20 protein-coding genes and 1 tRNA gene are annotated in these 20,829 nt (G+C 37.6%); 5 read left to right on the top strand and 16 right to left on the bottom strand.

Annotated features, from left to right (window positions below; translation table 11 throughout):
* Nucleotides 1-307: transposase (locus B5X55_RS10175; protein ID WP_143814458.1), on the bottom strand; the 307-nt coding region annotated here is incomplete at its 3' end.
* Between the two features lie 417 nt (nt 308-724).
* Here B5X55_RS10175 and B5X55_RS10165 point away from each other — a divergent pair.
* Nucleotides 725-1,582 (top strand): 3-keto-disaccharide hydrolase, encoded by an 858-nt coding sequence (locus B5X55_RS10165; RefSeq protein WP_079512513.1) that lies wholly within the window; start codon nt 725-727, stop codon nt 1,580-1,582.
* 151 nt (nt 1,583-1,733) lie between these two features.
* Here B5X55_RS10165 and B5X55_RS10160 read toward each other — a convergent pair whose 3' ends face one another.
* From B5X55_RS10160 to B5X55_RS10110, 11 genes are all read right to left on the bottom strand, one after another.
* Nucleotides 1,734-2,033 (bottom strand): transposase, encoded by a 300-nt coding sequence (locus B5X55_RS10160; RefSeq protein WP_234999711.1) that lies wholly within the window; start codon nt 2,031-2,033, stop codon nt 1,734-1,736.
* A gap of 59 nt (nt 2,034-2,092) precedes the next feature.
* Nucleotides 2,093-2,395, bottom strand: a complete 303-nt coding sequence (locus B5X55_RS10155; protein ID WP_079512512.1) for a hypothetical protein — start codon at nt 2,393-2,395, stop codon at nt 2,093-2,095.
* Nucleotides 2,396-2,583: 188 nt separating this feature from the next.
* Nucleotides 2,584-3,057 carry a DUF6730 family protein gene (locus tag B5X55_RS10150; protein ID WP_079512511.1) on the bottom strand — a complete coding sequence of 158 codons (474 nt, stop codon included), beginning with the start codon at nt 3,055-3,057 and terminating at the stop codon, nt 2,584-2,586.
* Between the two features lie 11 nt (nt 3,058-3,068).
* Nucleotides 3,069-3,938 (bottom strand): relaxase/mobilization nuclease domain-containing protein, encoded by an 870-nt coding sequence (locus B5X55_RS10145; RefSeq protein WP_079512510.1) that lies wholly within the window; start codon nt 3,936-3,938, stop codon nt 3,069-3,071.
* The gene (gene mbpA, locus B5X55_RS10140) at nt 3,938-4,240 is read right to left on the bottom strand and encodes a mobilization protein MbpA (protein WP_079512509.1); all 303 of its coding nucleotides are present in this window, start codon (nt 4,238-4,240) and stop codon (nt 3,938-3,940) included. The genes B5X55_RS10145 and mbpA overlap by 1 nt, the downstream gene beginning before the upstream one ends.
* Nucleotides 4,237-5,034 carry a DUF8464 domain-containing protein gene (locus B5X55_RS10135; protein WP_234999710.1) on the bottom strand — a complete coding sequence of 266 codons (798 nt, stop codon included), beginning with the start codon at nt 5,032-5,034 and terminating at the stop codon, nt 4,237-4,239. Before B5X55_RS10135 ends, mbpA begins: the two co-directional genes overlap by 4 nt.
* Before the next feature lie 367 nt (nt 5,035-5,401).
* Nucleotides 5,402-6,607 (bottom strand): primase-helicase family protein, encoded by a 1,206-nt coding sequence (locus B5X55_RS10130; RefSeq protein WP_079512526.1) that lies wholly within the window; start codon nt 6,605-6,607, stop codon nt 5,402-5,404.
* Between the two features lie 74 nt (nt 6,608-6,681).
* Complete coding sequence (locus tag B5X55_RS10125) at nt 6,682-6,882, bottom strand: helix-turn-helix transcriptional regulator (protein WP_317042709.1); 201 nt, start codon at nt 6,880-6,882, stop codon at nt 6,682-6,684.
* A 486-nt stretch (nt 6,883-7,368) separates the two neighbouring features.
* Nucleotides 7,369-8,637, bottom strand: a complete 1,269-nt coding sequence (locus B5X55_RS10120; RefSeq protein ID WP_079512506.1) for a site-specific integrase — start codon at nt 8,635-8,637, stop codon at nt 7,369-7,371.
* 236 nt (nt 8,638-8,873) lie between these two features.
* Nucleotides 8,874-8,945: transfer RNA gene (locus tag B5X55_RS10115), tRNA-Arg, on the bottom strand.
* A 69-nt stretch (nt 8,946-9,014) separates the two neighbouring features.
* Nucleotides 9,015-9,590 carry a RidA family protein gene (locus B5X55_RS10110; RefSeq protein WP_079512505.1) on the bottom strand — a complete coding sequence of 192 codons (576 nt, stop codon included), beginning with the start codon at nt 9,588-9,590 and terminating at the stop codon, nt 9,015-9,017.
* A gap of 237 nt (nt 9,591-9,827) precedes the next feature.
* Here B5X55_RS10110 and B5X55_RS10105 point away from each other — a divergent pair, with 237 nt between their 5' ends.
* Nucleotides 9,828-11,072 carry an MFS transporter gene (locus B5X55_RS10105; protein WP_079512504.1) on the top strand — a complete coding sequence of 415 codons (1,245 nt, stop codon included), beginning with the start codon at nt 9,828-9,830 and terminating at the stop codon, nt 11,070-11,072.
* Nucleotides 11,073-11,145: 73 nt separating this feature from the next.
* Here B5X55_RS10105 and scpA read toward each other — a convergent pair whose 3' ends face one another.
* From scpA to B5X55_RS10085, 4 genes are all read right to left on the bottom strand, one after another.
* Nucleotides 11,146-13,302 carry a methylmalonyl-CoA mutase gene (gene scpA / locus B5X55_RS10100; protein ID WP_079512503.1) on the bottom strand — a complete coding sequence of 719 codons (2,157 nt, stop codon included), beginning with the start codon at nt 13,300-13,302 and terminating at the stop codon, nt 11,146-11,148.
* Nucleotides 13,295-14,668: a methylmalonyl-CoA mutase subunit beta gene (locus B5X55_RS10095; RefSeq protein WP_079512502.1), complete on the bottom strand. Its 1,374-nt coding sequence runs from the start codon at nt 14,666-14,668 to the stop codon at nt 13,295-13,297. The genes scpA and B5X55_RS10095 overlap by 8 nt, the downstream gene beginning before the upstream one ends.
* Nucleotides 14,669-14,774: 106 nt before the next feature.
* Nucleotides 14,775-15,581: a DUF6503 family protein gene (locus B5X55_RS10090; RefSeq protein WP_079512501.1), complete on the bottom strand. Its 807-nt coding sequence runs from the start codon at nt 15,579-15,581 to the stop codon at nt 14,775-14,777.
* Nucleotides 15,582-15,932: 351 nt separating this feature from the next.
* Complete coding sequence (locus B5X55_RS10085; RefSeq protein ID WP_079512500.1) at nt 15,933-17,570, bottom strand: ABC-F family ATP-binding cassette domain-containing protein; 1,638 nt, start codon at nt 17,568-17,570, stop codon at nt 15,933-15,935.
* Nucleotides 17,571-17,897: 327 nt separating this feature from the next.
* Between B5X55_RS10085 and B5X55_RS10080 the strand changes: the two genes are divergently transcribed.
* From B5X55_RS10080 to B5X55_RS10070, 3 genes are all read left to right on the top strand, one after another.
* Nucleotides 17,898-19,109, top strand: coding sequence for a site-specific integrase (locus B5X55_RS10080; protein WP_079512499.1), 1,212 nt, complete (start codon nt 17,898-17,900; stop codon nt 19,107-19,109).
* A gap of 82 nt (nt 19,110-19,191) precedes the next feature.
* Entirely contained in the window at nt 19,192-19,482 is a 291-nt protein-coding gene (locus tag B5X55_RS10075; RefSeq protein WP_079512498.1) for a helix-turn-helix domain-containing protein, read from the top strand.
* On the top strand, nt 19,482-20,714 hold the full coding sequence (locus B5X55_RS10070; RefSeq protein WP_079512497.1) for a type II toxin-antitoxin system HipA family toxin: 1,233 nt from the start codon (nt 19,482-19,484) through the stop codon (nt 20,712-20,714). Before B5X55_RS10075 ends, B5X55_RS10070 begins: the two co-directional genes overlap by 1 nt.
* Nucleotides 20,715-20,829: the final 115 nt, after the last annotated feature.

The following is a 20,829-nucleotide window of genomic DNA, read 5'->3' as shown; positions in this document are numbered from 1 at the left end:
GCCAGGGTAACTCTTCATCTATATCATAGCCTATGAAATACAAAATATCTAAGCGCATTGAACAATGTGCTATTAGCTTGCGGTCACTGATAAGGTTCTCTAAATAACCCACTAAACAAAGCTTAAAAAATACTACAGGGTCAATACTCTTTTGACCACTCTGTCCATAATAAGAATTGGTCAACTTATAAAGAAAACTCAAATCTAAGACTCCTTTTAAACGCCTGTAAAAATTGGCCTTGGGTATGCGTTCACTTAACTGAAAACTATTGAAAAGCTTCTCTTGATAATCTTTATGTCCTTGCATAACTAAAGTTAATCAATATCACTATTTTTAACAAGTACTTGTGCAACAGGCACAATACCTATAAGTAATGCGGAGTTTGGTGGTTAATTCAAAGGTTTGTGTATATTTATGTGTCCGAAAAATCTTTAGGATTTTGCTCTGAAAACAAAAATTTAAATCAAAACAAAAAGCTTTGGCTAAGTGCGCAGACGGAAACTAAAAGTTTCTTTGCCTGCCCTACTTGCCATAGCTTGAACGTTAGCGAACATATTCAAAAAGCAATGAATTTGATAGAATATCATGAACAATTATTGAAAAATGCACACGGACTTTCTTCAGGGCAAAAATTGAAATTTACCATCTGATGATTGGATTAAAAAAATTTTATTGATTGGTTTCAGAAGGTATAGTTAATATAAAAATGACAAACTAAAGATTATGACTAAACATTTTAAAAAATTATTCTTTTATAGTTTCTTAATCGTATCGCAATGTATCCTTTCACAAGAATCCACTAAAGATTGGGAAACGCTTTTCAATGGATTCGATTTAAAAAACTGGGATACGTATTTAGGGCCCCAGTTCATAGAAGGAGTACCTATGGAGAAAATAGATGAACAGATTCCATATGGCTTGAACAACGACCCGATTGGTGTGTTTACAATTGCTGATGTAGACGGTGAGAAAGTACTCCGGATTTCTGGTGAATGCTGGGGCGGAATCTCTACAAAAAGGGAGTTTGAAAATTATCATTTACAGTTGCAATTCAAATGGGGCGATAAAAAATGGTACCCAAGAGAAAAGTTATCCGATAAAAGAGATAGTGGGCTATTATATCATGCCGTTGGCGACCATGCTGATGGAGATAAATTTTGGCTCAGATCCCAAGAGTTTCAAATACAGGAGGGAGATTGCGGTGATTACTGGGGAGTTGCCGGGGCCTTGTTAGATATAAGGGCAACCAAAACCGGCAACGATGATTATCGATATGATGAAAAAGGCAATTTATTGACATTTAGCTCAGAAAGTGAAAATGGGAGGCATTGTATAAAGTATCCAGATGGCGAAAACCAGACCGGAAAATGGAACACAGTTGATTTATATTGCTTTGGAGGAAAAAGTGTACATATAATCAACGGTAAAGTTGTCATGGTACTTGAAAATTCTAGGCAATTGGTAGACGGAAAAGAAAGCCCGTTAACTAAAGGTAAAATTCAACTGCAATCGGAGTCCGCAGAAATCTTCTATAAAGATATTAAGATTCGTTCTATAAAATCATTGCCTCGATTCGAATAGTTTTTGAATAACCTTGCAAGGAATATTGGCCTGAAGAGTATTGTGAATAAAATAGAGACATTGGCTAACAATGGTAACTGTGGCACAAGCCTATAATTTTCAAAATACAGATTGAATATAAGCCTCTTTAAGAGGCTTTTTTATTGCTTCATTAGTATTGGACGGTAAATTTCTGATGGCTTGGCAAGCCTAAAAATAGATATTGCACAACACTTTCTATAAAAGCCTTAAAAGAAAGTTGTCCTAGCCCACTATTGGAGCGTTTTTGTTCGAATTTCAGGTACTTCTTTAGGTTATAGGCCATGGCGGAGAGGTGCATCACCTTGTTGGCCTGTTCGAGTCCTATCGTATTTATCTTGCGCATACCCATGAATTGAGTTAAAGTGTCAAAAACTGGCTCTACCGTACTTTGATGCTTGCTTTTCATATACCTGCCCTGTGGACTGTTCACCCTTTCTATATTACGCTCGTACTGTTCCCTAAAATACGTGACCGAGAACTACTTTTCATTCACCTTACCAAGGCAGGCTGCCCTGAACCTACAACCCTTGCAGAGCTTACTTGATGCTCGATAAGACTTTTTCTTGGTGCCGTGTCGACACTAAGCTGACTCAAGTAGTTCAGCTTTCTGGCCTTGCCGGGCTTTACGCTTATCCTGGCATCGGGGTCCGTAGGACTGTAATGTGTATTGTTACTGGTATACTTAGCCCCTTTGTTACCTGCACCCGGTCTTTGATCTTGGTCTTTTGCCCATTTCTTGTTTCGACTCTCTAGTGATGAAATATGTATACAAAAAACACAAAGCTTTAGCATCTAGAAAATCAAAATGTTCTCATTTTTTTTGCTGTTTAGGATAGTAAGAGCTCGTTACTTTTCCCAGAACGATTTTTCGAATCAATCAATTCCCAAATCTTACCATAACTTACCTGCGCATGGATCCTGTGGAATTTTTGTAGTGTTCCGGCAGATAAGCGTCAAGCAAAAATTCCATAGGGCGCACATTACTTTTTATTTGGAACACTATCCTTTTTCTGCATCCATTTCTGGTACGATTCGTAATGTCCTGGATTCTGGTCAAAATATCCTTTTAGGTTAGGGATTACTTCTTGCCCTCCCTCAGTAAAGGCCCTTTCCTGGACATCCCCGATTCGGGAGAACCGTAGAGACAGGTATCCTATGATGACCAAGGAAATGAACCAAATCGAGTAATGAATCCATAATTGTATTTTTGGAACCAGTCTTGCTTTTGAAATCTTACTCCTAATATCTTGAACCGACTCCAGAAGCCTTTCGGTATTCACCTTCTCGGAATTCAGATGCTCTTGGAGCAATCGTTCGATTTCCGAAGTATCAGGTATCACTTTGATGTTGTCCGTATTTTGGGTCAACTTTTCCAATCTAACGATGGACTTGTTGAACCCATCCAACTCGTCGGTTAGCAGTTCCATTACCTCGTCCAGTTTTTTATATCCCATAGCTTCTTGTTTTAAAATCCTATTCCGGTATCGATGGCCCTTTTGATGGTTTTTTTGATGATGTTCTTGGCGATGCTCGTTGCAAGATTGGTACTCATTTCCAAGGTTTTCCCTAGTAGCTGGACTGACTTGTCCACCTTTATCGGTTTTGCTATACCTTTATTCTGGGAAAGTTGTGCCATGATCCTACCTCCGGACATGGAGCGGTGTACCTCGCTTGCCTTGAAATTATGGCCCTCATATTGGAACCGGAAGCCCTGTAACTTATTGGCCCGGTTTATTGTCGGGATGACTTCCACGTTGCTATCCTGCATGGCCTTGATGTAGGAGTCTAATGTTTTTGGCCTTTCGGTTTCCATTACCCTTTGATGTATGTTCTTTATTTCGAGACGTACCTGTATCGAATTCAGTTCCCTTTCCAGTTGTACTTCCTTGACCGTGGTCAGTCCCATTTCCTTGGCAACATTTTCGGCTGCGAGTTGGCTTCGTTTCCCGATAAAACTATCGTTGTAGGCCTTTCCATCGAAACCGATACGGTTCACGTACAGGTGCACATGGGTATGTGCCTTGTCCCTATGGACAAAGGCGATGGCCTGCCGTTCCTTCAGCTGCATTTCTTTGATAAACTTTTGGGTCAGTTCCCCTAACTGTTCCTTGGAAAGGTTCCTGCCATCCACTTGTGTCGGACTGAGTATAAAGCTTAAGGTGTTCTTTTGACAACGGGTATTCTCTTCCTGTATCAACCTGAACTCCTCGGTAATCTCTTGGGGATTATTCCCTGCCAAATTTTCACTGAATACGATTTCTGCAGCTTTCTCCTGGTTCCAGCCGTAATCGATACTTGTTCCCGTATGCGCTATGGAAGTTCCCTTACCTATCATTACTTTATTTTTTTGAAATTATAAAGTTGTGTGCGTATTTCTTCCGCCAATTGCTCGACCTCGCTGGCCAGTTTCGGGTTATGCTTTCTGAACATATTACCGATGCGGGTAAAATTTCCCTTGTATTTCACCAGCATTTTATAATGGGCCAATTGTTCCTCGGTCAACCGTTCGATGACGGTATTTTTAAAAGCTGAGCTGCGGCAATATTCGGATAGAGAAAGTCCTGCCCGTGCGGCCCTTTTCCTGAGCAGTTTTTTCTCGTAGATGGAGCATCTAAATTTGATGTACGTACGTTTCATTTCTTTTTTACTTTGCGACCATCGGGAGTAAAGCGAGTTTGTTTTTGTGGCAACAAAGACACATCTCGCGCTTCCTGACCAAGTCTCTTTTTAGCATTATAGATGAGCCATTCGTTCATATCCTTGAATCCTTCGTAAAGCATTGATTTGTCCAGGCAGTTTATGGAATGGGCCATTAATTTTTGGGTTGTCCTTCTTCCATTTGAATCGTTGTCCAAGTAGAGGTCGATTTGCAAATAACCTTTCATTATTTCTATTGCTTTTGAAACGAAAGCAGTTGAGTTCAGGACCAGAAAATCATATTCCAAATTTGATTCTTCGGTACCCTCTAAAATCGATAACAGGTCGAACATCCCTTCGGTAACGATGAGTTTTTCAATTCCATTTTTGATATGCGTGATATCCTTGGGCGAACTACTATTCTTATAATATTTGTTCCGTAGTTCCCATCCACCCGAAACGTTCTTCAATCCAATGGCAAAATATCGTCTTCCCTTGTTCAGGTAATGTACTTCCATACAAATGGCCGATGCTGTCGAAATGGAAATCCTTCGTTCAAATAGATATTGTAACAGACCATAATGCAGGGTAGGCCGTGCATGAAGAATCTGTATTCCATTATGGTTATCGTTGCTTAAAACTGGCCGCTGTTGAAAAGAGAAAGAGGCCCGGTCCTGTTCCAAAAACCTTAAAGTTTCCTTTACCGAGGATTTGGTGATTTTACACACCAGATCGATAACATTGCCTCCGGTTCCTTCCCCATGGTCGTACCATCTATTGAGTTTCTTGGACACCTTGAAAGAGGCTTGGGTTTCTGAGCGGATAGGGCTCAGGAACCAAGCTTCTTTTTCGTTCGTCCTGGTCGGAAAGTGCCCGAGTTTTGCCAGCGCCCTTTCGATGGGAAAAGCTCGGGCTCTTTCACACGATAATCCTGTTTTTCTTTTTTCTTTCATAAGCCAAATGGTTTTACCTATTTTTTTGATGATATGATGACAACACCTCCTAAGGCCCCTACAGTATTAGGTTTTCCATGTCATCGTTTTGTCATCACGTCATCGTTCTTCTTTTTTTACAAGCTTTTTCCGTCATCATTATTTTTTTTGATGACAAAATGATGACAATTTGATGACGGCTTCGGCCCCTATGAACATTGGCCCCGTCCTATTCCGTCATCGTATCATCAAAATTTTTGTTCAAAAAGTCTTTTTCCACCGTAAAGTACCTCCCTTTAGCATCAATCATGTGGATATCCCCATCGCTCCAAATGGTCACTTTTTGGTATTTGTTGGAGTTGTCCTGGTTGACAAGTTTCCAATCGTTCTTCAACAATTTTCGCAATTGGGTCAGGTCGGTCTTGACACGGGTTTTGTTCAGCAGGTGCAGCGCATCGATGGGACAGAGATGTATCTCCTCCAGTTCGAACTTTTCCATGACACTGAACAGGATACTGGCCAGTTCCTTCTCCACCCGGTTCCGGTTGTTCTGTACCAACCTTTTTAACGCGGCTGTTCTAATCTGTTTTGGGGTGAACCACATTCTGGTGGTGTGCTCACTCGATAACTGCCGCTTTTGCATGTAATGTAGAAAGGCGGGTATCTCCGATTTCAGTTGATTCAGGAAATCGGTCTCCTCTTTTTTGAGCACGGGTATTTTCAAAACCCAAAAACGGGTCTCGTTCCCGTCAATTTTTATGAAGTTGTCCTCGTTGTTACTGCACAGGATGAACTTACCGAAGAACTCCACTTCCCTTTTGTCCTTTCCCTTAGCCTCCAACTTGTTGATATTGGTGGTACTCAGGTACTTGATACGTTCCGTCAATTCTTCTTTGTTGAACAGTACTTCGTCAATGCAGATGAGCAGCTTGTTCGCCCAGTCTGCATTGAACTGGCTGCTGAAACTATCATTGGTCAGATAGGTCATGTTATTGTCGAAGATGGCCTTCAGCCATTTCAAAAAAGTACTCTTGCCTGTGGAACGTTCCTTGGAAACTAAACAAAGAATGGGCAGTACCTGTACCGGTTTTGTATACAGTAATTGTAGGTAATCCAATCCTAGTTCATAGTGTTTCCCGAAAATGTGTTTCACAAAATTCAATGAATGTTGGCATTCCCCCTCTTTTGGGATTGCCGGCAACGGGGAATAGGTATTGTAGAACCCTTTATATTCCTGTTTAAAATGGATATGGTTGGGGATACAGGTAAAGCCATCGTATTTGGGAACCTTGCTCAGGTAATCCTTGCCATGGTCCTGGCGAATGGTCTCGATGTTCCAATGCACAAGGATCTCGTTGAAATGTCCAGCGATGGTAGGTGCCTGCACCAATTTATAGTACGATGTGCCTACCCGTAAGTAAGGTACTGTTTTCATAAAAAATGTTTTGAACTCCCAGGGGATTCCCAAGATGTAATAATGAATTTTGAAAAGTTTAGAGATGCAAATTCCTAACGAACGGGCTTAGCTATCGTTTCGATTTCATTTATGGGTCTTCGTTCGTTCTGGAGCAGCCAATTCTCGATTTTCCTCCGTTCGAAAAAAATAAGTTTCCCGTTGGGTTTGGAGTGCGGAACGGTTCCCGAAGCGGTAAGTTTGTACAGGTAGCTTCTGGATATTCCCGTATAGTCACAGGTCTCCTCGAAGGTCATTACCTCCTTGTTCGCCATCAAAAGTTTTTCCAAACGGTCCAGCCGTTCGAGTATTAAAATAGTGTCCATTTTGTTTCTTTTTAAGGTTACGAAATGAACAAAAGCGCTTTTGTTTTCCTTCAATATTTTTACTGGATAAATGTATGAAAATAGGTGAACAGCACTATGGAACGATACAATTAGTTATCCACAAATAATTGATATACAGTATCTTGAACCAAAATGGACCAAACGGGATTAAGTTGAGGAAGCACAAATTTTATTCGGTTCCATTTGATACCAAATGGAACCATTTTGAATCTTGGCAAAGTGTGCGATTTGTAAGGTAATTCTAGGTTATCAACAATTGAAAATCCCTCTACTAAAAAATTTTAAATCCATCAAAGATCTTTTTTTTAAGAATGGATTCTATAAAAGTTCTCTATTTCCACTTACCATTTAAGTTTCAATCAAAAATTGATATTTTGATTTTATTGAACATTTGACCTAGTGAATTCTCTTTGTATTTTTACTTTTATATGGCGCTCTATTTATTTCCAATTTCTCACGAAGTATTTCCATATCGTCAAATACTTTTTGCTCAATTACTTTGGCATAAATTTGTGTGGTGGTTAGCTTTCTGTGTCCTAACATTTTAGAAATAGTTTCTATGGGCACTCCGTTAGTCATCGTAACGGTTGTCGCAAAAGTATGTCTAGCCATGTGAAAGGTGAGATTTTTTTGAATGCCAGCTGCTATTGCAATTTCTTTTAGGTAAGCATTCACTTTTTGATTTGATATTTTAGGAAACAACGTGCCATAAATCTGACACCGTTTATCTTCTCGGTAAATTTTGATAATATTTAAAGCTTTCGATAGTAAAGGAATTTTAACTGGATTCCTGGTCTTTTGCCTTTTAGTTGCAATCCACATTCGTTTATCCAAACCCATAACCAAACTCTCTTCCGAGAGTAGCATCATATCTATATAACTAATCCCTGTGTAGCAGCTGAATACAAATAAGTCTTTTACCGTTCTCAATCTCAAAGAGTGTAATGTCAACTCCTCTAAAAGTTCTAATTCTTTGCCTGTTAGATGACCGCGGTGTGTGGGAATTAGTTTTTGTTTGAATTTACGGAAGGGGTCTTGACCAATCCATTCAATATCATAAGCTAAAGTGACCATTCTCCTTAAACGCTGGATATGTTTCATTACTGCGTTGTTCCCAATCTGCTTTTGATAATGCCTTGGTTTATGGCCTCGTAGAAAATTTTCAAAACCGAGTATAAATTTATAATCAAGAAGCGATAGTTCTATGTCGTCAAGCTTATATTCCTTTTTTAAATAGAGTAGAATGTATTTTTGACTAATTAAATAGAGCCTTGAAGTGTTTCTATGCAGTTTGTAAAACATTTTATCATTATGGTAGGCAATTATATCAGTAAGCGTAAATTCCTTTGGCTTATCGTCCCCTAGGAATTTGGATTTTATCGTTTGTGGAGTAATCCGCTTATCATCTGCCCTTAATTCTTGATAGCCCTGAAACAACTTTGCATGTACTTCATTAAGGTATTGATTAATACTTTTGGCGTTTGCACTTAAACCCTTGACTCGCTGCTTTTCAGGACTCCAAAGTTGCGTGTCAATTCTTCTTTTAAGGCTAATGTTGAGCTTTTTGCCGTCTATGGTTATCCTGGCATAAAGGGGAGCTTGATTGTTCTTAATTCTTTTGGCGTATAGCCAAAATAAGATTGAAAATGTGGAAGTAGTACGCATAACAAACGTCTTTAAGTTAAACTTAATTAAGGACGAAAGTCAAATCACCTACAAATCGTTAATTTAACAGATTTAAAATAAACAATTACAAAATACGAAAACATTTGAAAAAAATGTTGACGATTTGTGAACTCTAATAGGTGGTTCTAAATGATATCATTTGAAACCAAAAAATATCAAAACATTGATAATCAATATATTATATACTATATTGAATTCGTTTATAAGTCAAAAAGTGACCTCGGCAAGAATCGAACTTGCATCTAAAGTTTAGGAAACTTCTATTCTATCCATTGAACTACGAGGCCAATATTTTAAATTGAGCGCAAAAATAGACTTAATTTGAATATCATAAATATGAATTATACTTCATTTATCTATTCTTCATAAACCTCAACAATCATCTCAACTTCAACTGCCATATTCCCAGGCAGTGATCCCATGCCAACTGCGGCACGTGCATGTTTTCCATTTTCACCAAAAACCGCTACCATTAAATCAGAGTACCCGTTGATTACTTTAGAATGTTCTGTAAAATCAGGCGTTGCGTTGACCATACCGTGAACTTTAACTATCCTTTTAATCTTATTCAAATCACCTAATTCCATTTTTAAAACTGACAGTTGATTGATACCAACTTCACGAGCTGCAGCATAACCCTCATCAATGCTTAAATCTTGTCCTAGTTTGCCTACTATATTCTCACCATTGGCTTGTTTTGGTCCTTTACCCGCTAAAAACAAAAGATTACCGCTTCTTACTGCATGAACATAATTTGCCACAGGTATTCCTTGATCTCTCAGCTTTATACCCAAACTATCTAAATTTGCTTGGGGGTTATAATGTGCATCTACAGTATCGGTAGAAGTTTGTATTTCTCGATTTAGGCCCTTTTCAACATCGGCACAACTAAAAAACAAAACAATAGTTAGTATACAAACGTAGGTTTTCATAGATATTCGATTAAATAGGATTATTGAGGTTACAAGTTAGTTAATAGTTCATAATCAAAGAGATAAAGTATATTATTACCACATTTAGCATTGCATAAAATCCATAAAAACTTTCACAAATATTATTTTTTGTGCCATATGTCGCACTTAAGATATCATTTTACTAAAAAAGCCCTGATATTATTTCATTTTTATTAGTTTAGCAGTTAAACCAACAACAACTAAATCAATACAAATATGGAAAGTTCTAGTACAACTTCTAATGTAAATGCCAATAGACTGTTTTATGCCAGCTGTTTCGCATTAATCACGACAGCCTTCTCTTTTGCTATAGCAGCGGGGATTTTGGATCAATTAAAAACAGAATTAGAATTAACCGCAAGCCAAGCAGGTTTAATTACTTCAATGTGGTTTGCAGGATTCCCTATTGCAATGGTAATAGGAGGACTTATTTATCATAAAGTAGGTGGTAAAATTATAATGCAATTTGCCTTCTTTGCACATACAATTGGTATTTTATTATTAATATTCTCCGGAAGTTATGTTGGCTTATTAGTAGCTAACTTACTCATTGGGTTAGGAAATGGTTGTACCGAAGCAGCTTGTAATCCTATGATTGCTGACGCTTACAAAGGAACTAGAATGAGCAAGATGCTAAACCGTTTTCACATGTGGTTTCCTGGAGGTATTGCAGTAGGTAGTCTGCTATCTGGTTTCATGACAAATTTCGGAATCATTGGACAAAGTCAAGTATGGTTACTTTTAATCCCTGCAGTTATTTACGCCTATTTGTTTTATGGACAAACTTGGCCTAAAGCAAAAATAGAGGAAGCTGCAACCCTAAGTGGAAATTTCAAAGGTATGCTTACCCCATTGTTTGCATTTATTGCAATATGTATGGCGCTTACTGCAATATCTGAATTTGGACCAAATCAATGGGTTGGTCTCATATTATCAAAAAGTGGTGCTGAACCTACTTTAATTTTAGCTTTGACAGCCGGTTTAATGGCCGTTGCAAGATTTTTTGGTGGGGATATGGTAAAAAGATTTGACCAAACAGGCGTACTATTAGGTTCAGCTATTTTAGCAACCATTGGTATTTATCTGTTTAGTACACAAACGGGCGCTATGGCTTACGTCGCTGCTATTATTTTTGCTTTAGGAATTGCTTATTTCTGGCCTAACATGATAGGCTTGGCGGCAACAAAAACACCAAAAACAGGTGCTTTAGGTATGTCTATAATAGGTGCCATTGGTATGTTCTCAACTTCAATTTTTCAACCTATCATTGGTGGATGGATTGATGCCGATAGAGCAGCTGCCTCAGCTCAAGGATTTACAGGTGATGAACTAGAATTAGTTTCTGGACAGGAAACTTTAGGTACAATGGTAATATTCCCAGCTATATTGATAGTTCTTTTCACTATCCTCTATTTTTGGATGAAGAATAAAAAAAGTGAAGTAGAAGTTGCTACAGCATAATGCATCTTTTAACTATAAAAAAGGCCGAACAAATTACTTGTTCGGCCTTTTTTATTTTAAGCCTTTTAAAGTCTTATTCCAAAAGTAATTCTAATATCTGAATGGCCGCATCACTAATTTTAGTTCCTGGTCCGAATACTGCAGTTGCACCAGCATCCTTCAAAAATGCATAATCTTGTTTCGGCACTACTCCACCAACAATAACCATAATATCTTCACGGCCGTAGTTTTTCAATTCTTTGATAACTTCTGGCACCAAAGTTTTATGCCCCCCGGCCAGAGAAGAAATTCCTAAAATATGCACATCGTTCTCAACAGCTTGTTTTGCTGTTTCTTTTGGTGTTTGAAAAAGAGGTCCAATATCTACATCAAAACCTAAATCGGCATACCCAGTAGCCACAACCTTTGCCCCACGATCATGGCCATCTTGACCCATTTTTGCAACCATAATACGAGGTCTTCTGCCATCTTGCTCGGCAAAACGATCCGCTAACTCTTGCGCTTTTTTAAAACTTCCGTCTTCTTTAATCTCCCTTGAATACACACCAGTAAATGTATTAATGATTGCTTTATGTCTGCCATACGCCTTTTCTAAAGCACTACTTATCTCTCCCAAAGTTGCTCTTTCTCGAGCCGCAGCTACCGCTAAAGCTAATAAATTTTCTTCCGAATCGCTACCAGCCAATTTATTTGTTGCCGCCTTTGAAATGGCATTTAAGCATGCCTCTACTTTAGTAGTATTACGTTTTGTTTTTATCTCTTTTAATCGTTGTAATTGCTGTCTGCGTACTTCTTTATTATCAACCTCCAATATTTGAAGTTCATCTTCCGCTGACAATTGATATTTATTAACCCCAACAATTACATCTTGAAGACTGTCAATACGCGCTTGCTTTCTTGCTGCAGCTTCTTCTATACGTGTTTTCGGAATTCCGGTTTCAATTGCTTTGGTCATTCCACCAAGGTTTTCGACCTCCTCCATTAATTCCCACGCTTTATGCGCCAAATCATGCGTTAATTTCTCTACATAATAACTGCCTGCCCAGGGATCCACTGTTTTGGTAATATTGGTTTCGTGCTGTAGATACAATTGGGTTTCCCTTGCAATACGCGCAGAGAAATCGGTAGGCAATGCTATCGCCTCATCTAAAGCATTGGTGTGTAAGCTTTGTGTTCCGCCGAAAACTGCCGCAGAAGCCTCTATGGTAGTTCGCGCTACATTGTTGAACGGGTCCTGTTCAGTAAGACTCCAACCACTCGTTTGACAGTGTGTTCTAAGCATTAATGATTTTTCACTCTTGGGGTCGAATTTATTTACCACTTTGGCCCATAACATTCTCGCAGCTCGCATTTTGGCAATTTCCATAAAATGATTCATGCCAATTCCCCAGAAAAATGAAAGTCGAGGAGCAAAATCATCAATTTTCAATCCTGCTTCTATTCCTGTTCTAATATACTCCAATCCATCAGACAAGGTATATGCCAGCTCTAAATGCGCTGGTGCCCCAGCTTCATGCATATGATACCCAGAAATACTAATACTATTGTATTTAGGCATATACATGCTCGTATATTTGAATATGTCGGCAACCAGCTGCATAGATGGTTTTGGCGGATAGATGTACGTGTTGCGAACCATAAACTCTTTAAGTATATCGTTCTGTATCGTACCCGACAATTGTTCTAACGAAACACCCTGTTCTTCGGCGGCAACGATATAAAAGGCCATGATAGGCAAAACCGCCCCGTTCATGGTCATAGAAACCGACATTTCATTTAGTGGAATACCCTCGAACAGAATTTTCATATCCTCGACGGTATCAATTGCCACACCTGCTTTACCAACATCACCAACAACACGTTCATGGTCACTGTCATAACCTCTATGTGTAGGTAAATCGAAGGCAACTGATAATCCTTTTTGACCGGCTTTTAAGTTTTTCCTGTAAAATGCATTACTCTCGGTAGCGGTTGAAAACCCCGCATATTGACGTATGGTCCAAGGGCGTTGCACATACATGGTAGCATAAGGACCCCGAAGAAAAGGGGGCATACCCGCTGCAAAGTTAAGGTGCTCCATTTGGGCTACATCATCTGCAGAATATCTTTTTTTTATAGCAATAGTTTCCGCTGTTTCATAAACCGTATTCGATTGGTTTGTCTCACCAATTATAGCGGTATGATTATCTGAGTTCTTTAAACTAATATGTTGCAAGTTCTTTCTACTCATGTGATAACCGGTTTTGCTCCAATTCTTCTGCTAATCGCTTTTCGATTATAGGCGTAATTAATGTTTTTCTAGGTTTCTTCTTAAGAAATGGATAAATCTCCAACTCCCCACCCATGCTATCACTATCATTTTGATAAGCATTTGTCCCTACCAAAACCGCCTTTTTATCATTAAACTTTTCTTGTTGTTTTTTCGCACTATCAGCTATTTTATTCTGTATGGAATGATTTTTTAATTGTTTAAGAAAGCCACCTTCTTTTTCAATAGACTTAAAAAGAATCAAAGCCTTTTCTGCTAATTGATTTGTTATGGTTTCAATATAGTAACTGCCCTCTGCAGGGTTTTCGACCTTATCAAAATAGCTTTCCTCTTTCATCAACACTAATTGATTTAAGGCAATGCGATTTGCGAAATCATTATCCTTTTTATAAATGGAATCATAAGGTAAATTATAAACGGTATCAGAACCTCCAAGAACAGCAGACATACACTCCGTTGTCGTTCTTAGCATATTTACATTAAAATCAAATATGGTTTTGTTTCGATTTGATGGTATTGTTGATATATGACAACGAGGAGAAATCTCATATACCTCAATAAGAACTTTCCAAAGTTTTCGTAACGCCTTCAACTTTGCTATCTCAAAAAAATAATTGCCCCCAACTGAAACTTTGAATTCTATACTCTTTAGCTTTTGCAGGTTTCCATTCTCATGCAATACGTTTAAATACTCATTGGCATGTGCTAGTGCGTATGCCAATTGTTGAGAAATATCTGCCCCGGCATTATCATAAAGCGTAAGATCTACGCTTACTAGATTTTTAACATTTATATCTATTAATTCGTTAAAAACCGCGAAATCTGAAGTCAAAGAATCGTACCAATTACCAGACCTAGCTAGATGGCCAATAGGATCAGTTTGAAAATAAACATTATTAGAATTTGAAACTAGTTCAACAATCTTCTCAATGAAATTTTTGGACATAAATTGCATATCGAAAGAAACACCTGTTGTATTTAAATCAATATTGTTCAAAAGCTTTACAACATCAATTGTTTCTGTAGCAATTACAAAATGTAAAACCTCAGCACCTTTCTTAATTAACTTATGAGCTTTTTCATTGGCCATAATTGCATTACCTGCGTAAATGGATTGGCCTATTCTCCAAGGGGTTGATGGCAACGATTCTACTTTAAGATTCTCTATATCGTCAGCGTGGTAAAAAGGTTTTATTTTAATTCCTTCTGGAGAATCCCAAACAACTTCCTCATTATAATCCTTACCTTTTAAATCGTATTGAATTTTTTGTTTCCACTCTTTTGCAGAAACCTCCCTAAAATTTTCGAATAAGGTTTCACCCTTCATATAAGACGGAGTTAAATTAAAAAACAAGTTTTAATAATACGTATTTGAAAACCTCAAACAGCGCTTATCAAAGATACGATAAGTAAATTGTGTTCTACAAAAATGCCTACTCCACCACTTCGCTGGCATTCAAATTCTGAATATCCTTCGTCTCAATTCTAGAAAGTTCTTTCAATTGTCCTTTTTCAAACATAGCTGGCAATTCTTTTAGTGGGGTACCAACTGGTGCTTCCCAATTAATGTAATCTTGAAAACGAATACCATCAATCGTTCTTGGGTTATAGGCACTCCTAAATCGTACTCCGCCTTCATTAACACTATAGCTGTATGCTAAATAATTTATGTAATGCGATTTTTTATTTATCCAGTACATAAAAACATCATCGTAGTCTTTACCACCACCTACTTTACCAAAAGTGACCTTAACTACATCATAATCTTCCCCTTTAATAATCGTTTCGCCTATGGCTTCCTTTTGTACGGCTTTATCATTTAGTTTGTGCGGTAATGTGGCAAAATAAATAACTGAGTTTAAAGCCTCACTATATTTAGCAATATCCTTTTTCGATAGTTCTACCAGCTCATTATTTACAGTTCTGGCAAGCTTTCCATCTTGTAAAAAATCTTCAATTTGATTACCCAAACTATCCTTTGAACTTACCTTATATGTAAATCCGTTTTTATTTTCAAAAGAGTATAGCTTATCTCGAAAGACAAATTGATAATGCGCAGAATCATAGAGAGTTCCACCATGAGCTTTAATTGCCTCATTTACTATAGATTGGGTATTCTCATTACTTAATTCTTGAGCAGATTTTTCGATTTGCGATGCATTTTTATCATCCTTTTGAAAGTCTTTACATCCTACGGCTATTAACAAAATAACAGTTACTATTATAAAATGTTTCTTCATGTTTTGAAAATAAAAATTAAAATTGAAATAATTGAAACCGGCTTCTCAAATTTTACTTATAGAATTTTATTTGTCGAGCAGTTATTCTAATCCTAACTTCTCAAAGGTATTGTTTAATAGTATTGAGTACCAAAGACCGAATAAAAATGAATAATACAAATTTATTGAAAAAGAAGTCGAGTATTATTCCTTAGAACTTCATCACAATAGGCTTTAGGAAATCACCTCTATACGCAGAAACCAGTTTTAAACACTTCTTGGATCAGCAATTACGCAGCTAATGAGCAAACCTATGAAATGACATAGTTGGTTTTATGTATTAAGGGGGGGGGGGTATTTGATTGGGTGCTATTATTTCATCAGATTGATTTCTGATATACTTTTAATTCTATTGCGTTCTAAAAAGGCATCAATAGTTTCAAAATGCTCTATTACCCTTTGGTCTTTAAATTCAAATACCTTTTCAGAAAGGCCTTGTAAAAAATCACGATCATGGGAAACCAAAATCAACGTACCGTCAAAAGTGGATAGTGCTTCTTTTAAGACATCTTTTGATTTTAAATCTAAATGATTGGTAGGCTCATCTAGAATTAAAAGGTTTACAGGTTCCAATAATAATTTAACCATCGCCAAACGGGTTTTTTCTCCACCGGATAGCATACTTACTTTTTTATCTATATCATCACCGCTGAACATAAACCTTCCCAAAATATTCTTTATTTGATTGCGAACATCCCCAAAGGCTACCTCATCTACTGTTTGAAAAATGGTCAATTCAGGATCTAATAATGAAGCTTGATTCTGGGCAAAATATCCAACTTTTGCATTATGACCCAATTGGCATGTACCTTCTACTTCAATCTCACCTAAAATAGCTTTGATCATGGTAGATTTTCCTTCACCATTTCTACCAACAAAGGATACTTTTTCACCCCTTGCAATAGACATATTCGCATTTTTGAATACCACTTGTTCTCCATAAGATTTGGAAACATCTTTAACCGTTACAGGATAATCACCTGAACGTGGTGCTGGCGGAAAACTCAATTTTAAAGATGATGTATCTATTTCATCAATTTCAATGATTACCAATTTTTCTAACATTCGCTCACGAGACGTTACTTGATTTGTCTTGGAGTACGTTCCCTTGAACCGTTCAATAAAGGTCATATTATCAGCAATAAATTTTTGCTGTTCTTGATAAGCTTTAATCTGATGAGACCTGCGATCTTCTCGTAATTGCAGATAGTGGGTATAATTAGCCTTGTAATCGTAGATACGACCCATGGTTACTTCAATAGTCCTGTTGGTAATATTGTCTATAAATGCCCTATCATGTGAAATCACCATTACAGCATTGGCTTTATTAAGCAGAAAATCTTCTAACCAAATCACAGATTCAATATCTATATGATTGGTAGGCTCATCTAATAAAATTAGATCTGGTTTTTGTAGCAGAATTTTAGCAAGTTCAATTCGCATACGCCATCCACCGCTAAATTCTTTAGTTTGCCTTGTAAAATCTTCTTGTTTAAAACCAAGGCCCTTTAATGCCTTTTCAACCTCCGCGTCATAATTTACATCTTCTAACGAATAAAATTTTTCGCCAAGATCAGATACCTTCTCAATAATGCCCATATAAGCATCGCTCTCATAATCTGTTCTAGTTTCCAATTCTTTATTTAGCCGTGCCATTTCATCACGCATTTCAAAAACATGCTTGAAAGCCTTGGCGGCTTCCTCGAAAACGGTACAATTATCCTCTGTCAATAAATGCTGCGGTAAGTACGCGATTATGGCATCTTTTGGCACCCTTACACTACCGCGATTTGCATTTTGTTCCCCTGCAATAATTTTCATCATAGTAGACTTACCCGCACCGTTCTTGCCCATAAGTGCAATCTTATCGGTAGGGTTAATTACAAAAGATACGTCACTAAATAAGGTGGTTCCGCTAAATTCTACAGCTAAATTATCAACTGAAATCATAGTTTAAATTTTAATACTGCAAAACTAGGAATAAGGAATGGGAGAGGCATCTTGGTTTTAGAAAAAAATTAGGCAATACCTAAATCACAGAAAACAAAAAAACCTTATCATTTCTGATAAGGTTTTCGCTTTTTGCTCCCCCTCTTGGGCTCGAACCAAGGACCCTCTGATTAACAGCGCGATTATTTGTCTTTTCATTCGTTTTCATTTCTCTTCAATCTCTCGAAACCCTTGTTTTCACTGGTTTTTTGTTTTTACTTGTTTTCATGCGTTTGCACAAAAAGTGCCATTTGTTTCACCTATGTTTCACCCCTTAAAAGCAAAATAATGGTAAGTATCAAACTAAAACTGAAGACTAAAACAAACTTGGACGGGGAGCATTCCATCATCTTACAAGTCCTAAAAGACCGTCAGAAAAAGATCATCGCTACTGGGCTATTGGTAAAAAAAGAGGGATGGGACAATAAGGAGCATTGTTTTAAGACAAGACATCCGAATGCGATGCAGAACAATCGCCTTTTGGACACCATAAAAATAAAGGCCCGGAATATTATATCGGAATTCGAAATAGATGATATTGATTTTACCTTAAATGAATTTGAAAGACGCTTCCGATTTGGTTCTAAAAGAAGCAAAATAGACCTGTTCGGATTTTGGGAATCTTTTGTTAAAGATTTGATTATTTCAGGAAGAACGGGTTATGCACGTAATAACCGTGATACCATTCGTTCTCTAAAACGGTTTTATAAAAAACCAGTTTTACACATGCGTGAAATCAATGTGACCTTTCTGGATAAGTACGAGGTATTCTTAAGAAGCAGGGGCGGCTCCAACGGCGGTATAGCAGTTCGTATGAGGAGCCTTCGTACCATCTTTAATTTAGCGATACGTAGAGATTTGATAAAACAGAACCTCTACCCTTTTCATAAATACAAGATATCGAAGCTTCGAGGTAAACGGATTAAGCATGCCCTAACGATGGCAGAAATAGAGTTGTTCAAAAATGTAGATTGTGAAGGAGATATCCAGTACATCAATGCTAAAAATTACTTTCTATTCAGCTTTTATACCCGAGGTATGAATTTTGCGGATATGATGCGTCTTAGATGGTCAGATATAACCAATCAACGTGTTACCTACGCTAGGGCTAAAACACAGGGCAATTTTTCCCTAAAGATTATTCCGCCGGTTAGAGAGGTTTTAAATTATTACGATAAGAATAGGAGGGACACCAACTATGTCTTTCCAATTTTACTGCATGATGTTTTGACTCCGATGCAAATTGAAAATCGCAAGCAAAAGATTTTGGGACAATACAATAAAGCTCTTAAAATCCTAGCTGAAAAAGCAGGAATTTCAAAAAATGTGACAAGTTACGTTGCACGTCATAGCTTTGCAATGTGCCTGCGCGAAAAAGGGATTAGTATTGACGTAATCGGAGAGACATTGGGACATCAAAGTGTCCTGACTACTAAAGCCTATGTTCGTGAATTTGGTGTAGAAGTATTGGATGAAGCGGTTGAAGTATTACTATGGTAAATACAATAAATATAATTATTAGCTAATATGTTATCTATTTTTGGTACTTTAGCATATTATTAGCTAATATATTATCTCTATCATGAATAAGTATAGTGTTGACAAACTTCCAAGAGACATCCGTATAGAAATTGCGCACAAACACAGAAAGCTTCGTAAACAAAGGGGACTCTCCCAAACAGAACTAGCGGAACGTTCGGGAGTATCACTAGGTAGCTTAAAACGGTTTGAAACCAAAGGGCAAGTTTCTTTGGAATCACTTTTGAAACTTGTTTTTGTTCTAGGTCGGTTATCTGATTTTGAAAGTATACTAAAGCCAGATGAAAACCTTAAACATATTGAGAAATTATTCGATTCAAAAAGGAAAAGCTGATGGAACCAATTGAACAACTAGATGTTTACCTTCGCTTTACCGATACTTCCATTCCTGTTGGACAAATGGTAATCGATAATGGAACTATTTTTTTTAAGTACGATACTGATTTCATAAATAGCGGTTTAGATATTTCTCCTTTTAAACTGAAACCTACAGACGCTATTCTAACTCCTGAAACCTCAATTTTTGATGGGCTCTTTGGCGTATTCAGCGATTCACTCCCAGATGGTTGGGGCAGGTTGTTATTAGATAGAACATTGTCATCAAAAGGAATATCGCTAAATCAGATAACACCCTTAAATCGTCTGGCCTATGTAGGTTCTAGCGGTATGGGCGCATTGACCTATAAACCAAATCTAAGCTCCGATGTTCAAGCCGATATCCTTTTAGAATTGGACGAAATTTCTAAAGAGATGAATAAGGTGTTGGCCGGTACACCTTCTGATGTAATAGAAGAACTATATAATCTTGGAGGGTCTTCCGGTGGAGCAAGACCTAAAATTTTAGTGGGCTACCATAAGGAAACCAATCATCTCATTCATGGCACGTCAGAACTGCCTGAAGGTTATGAACATTGGATTATCAAATTCCCATCATCAACCGACTTACCGGATATTGCACAAATAGAATACGCTTATTATAAAATGGCTTTAGCTGTGGGTATTGAAATGTCGGAATGCAAATTGTTCGAGGGGCCATCAGGGAAAACCTATTTTGCAACTAAAAGATTTGATAGAATTCACAATGACCGTTTGCACTTACATTCTGCGAGCGGACTGCTAAATGATAATTTTCGTTACAGCAATCTAGACTATGGTAATGTAATGGACTGTGCCTTTCGTTTAGAAAATCATGTTGCGGCATATTCAAAAATACTTAGGCTGGCGGCATTTAATGTGTATAGTCATAACCGGGACGACCATAGCAAGAATATTTCCTTTCTTATGAATGCTATTGGAGCATGGAAATTGGCGCCGGCCTATGACCTTACCTTTTCAAATTCATCGCACGGCATGCATAGCACTATGATAGCAGGGGAGAGTAAATCCCCTGGGCAGCAACATTTGTTGGAATTGGCGAATACCTTTGGGGTTAAAAACCCTAAAACTATTATTGAAGAAGTAAAAACTGTAATAGCCGAATGGAAAGTTTATGCTAAGGATTCTTACGTTAGTGCAGATTCCAAAAAACTAATAGCCAAAACTCTGATGGAGATAGGCAAGAGGTGAAAAAATACGGATTGTTATTTCTTATGTTTCAATAAACACTACGAGGTTGAATAATCACAATCTGTATTGAGCGGAACCGGAAGCGCTTATTTTTTAGTGAATGTAGCCTGCGTAA

Source organism: Maribacter arcticus, from assembly GCF_900167935.1.
Classification (GTDB): domain Bacteria; phylum Bacteroidota; class Bacteroidia; order Flavobacteriales; family Flavobacteriaceae; genus Maribacter; species Maribacter arcticus.
Note: the sequence above shows the minus strand (reverse complement) of the source record. Positions and strands in the feature narration are given on the sequence as shown.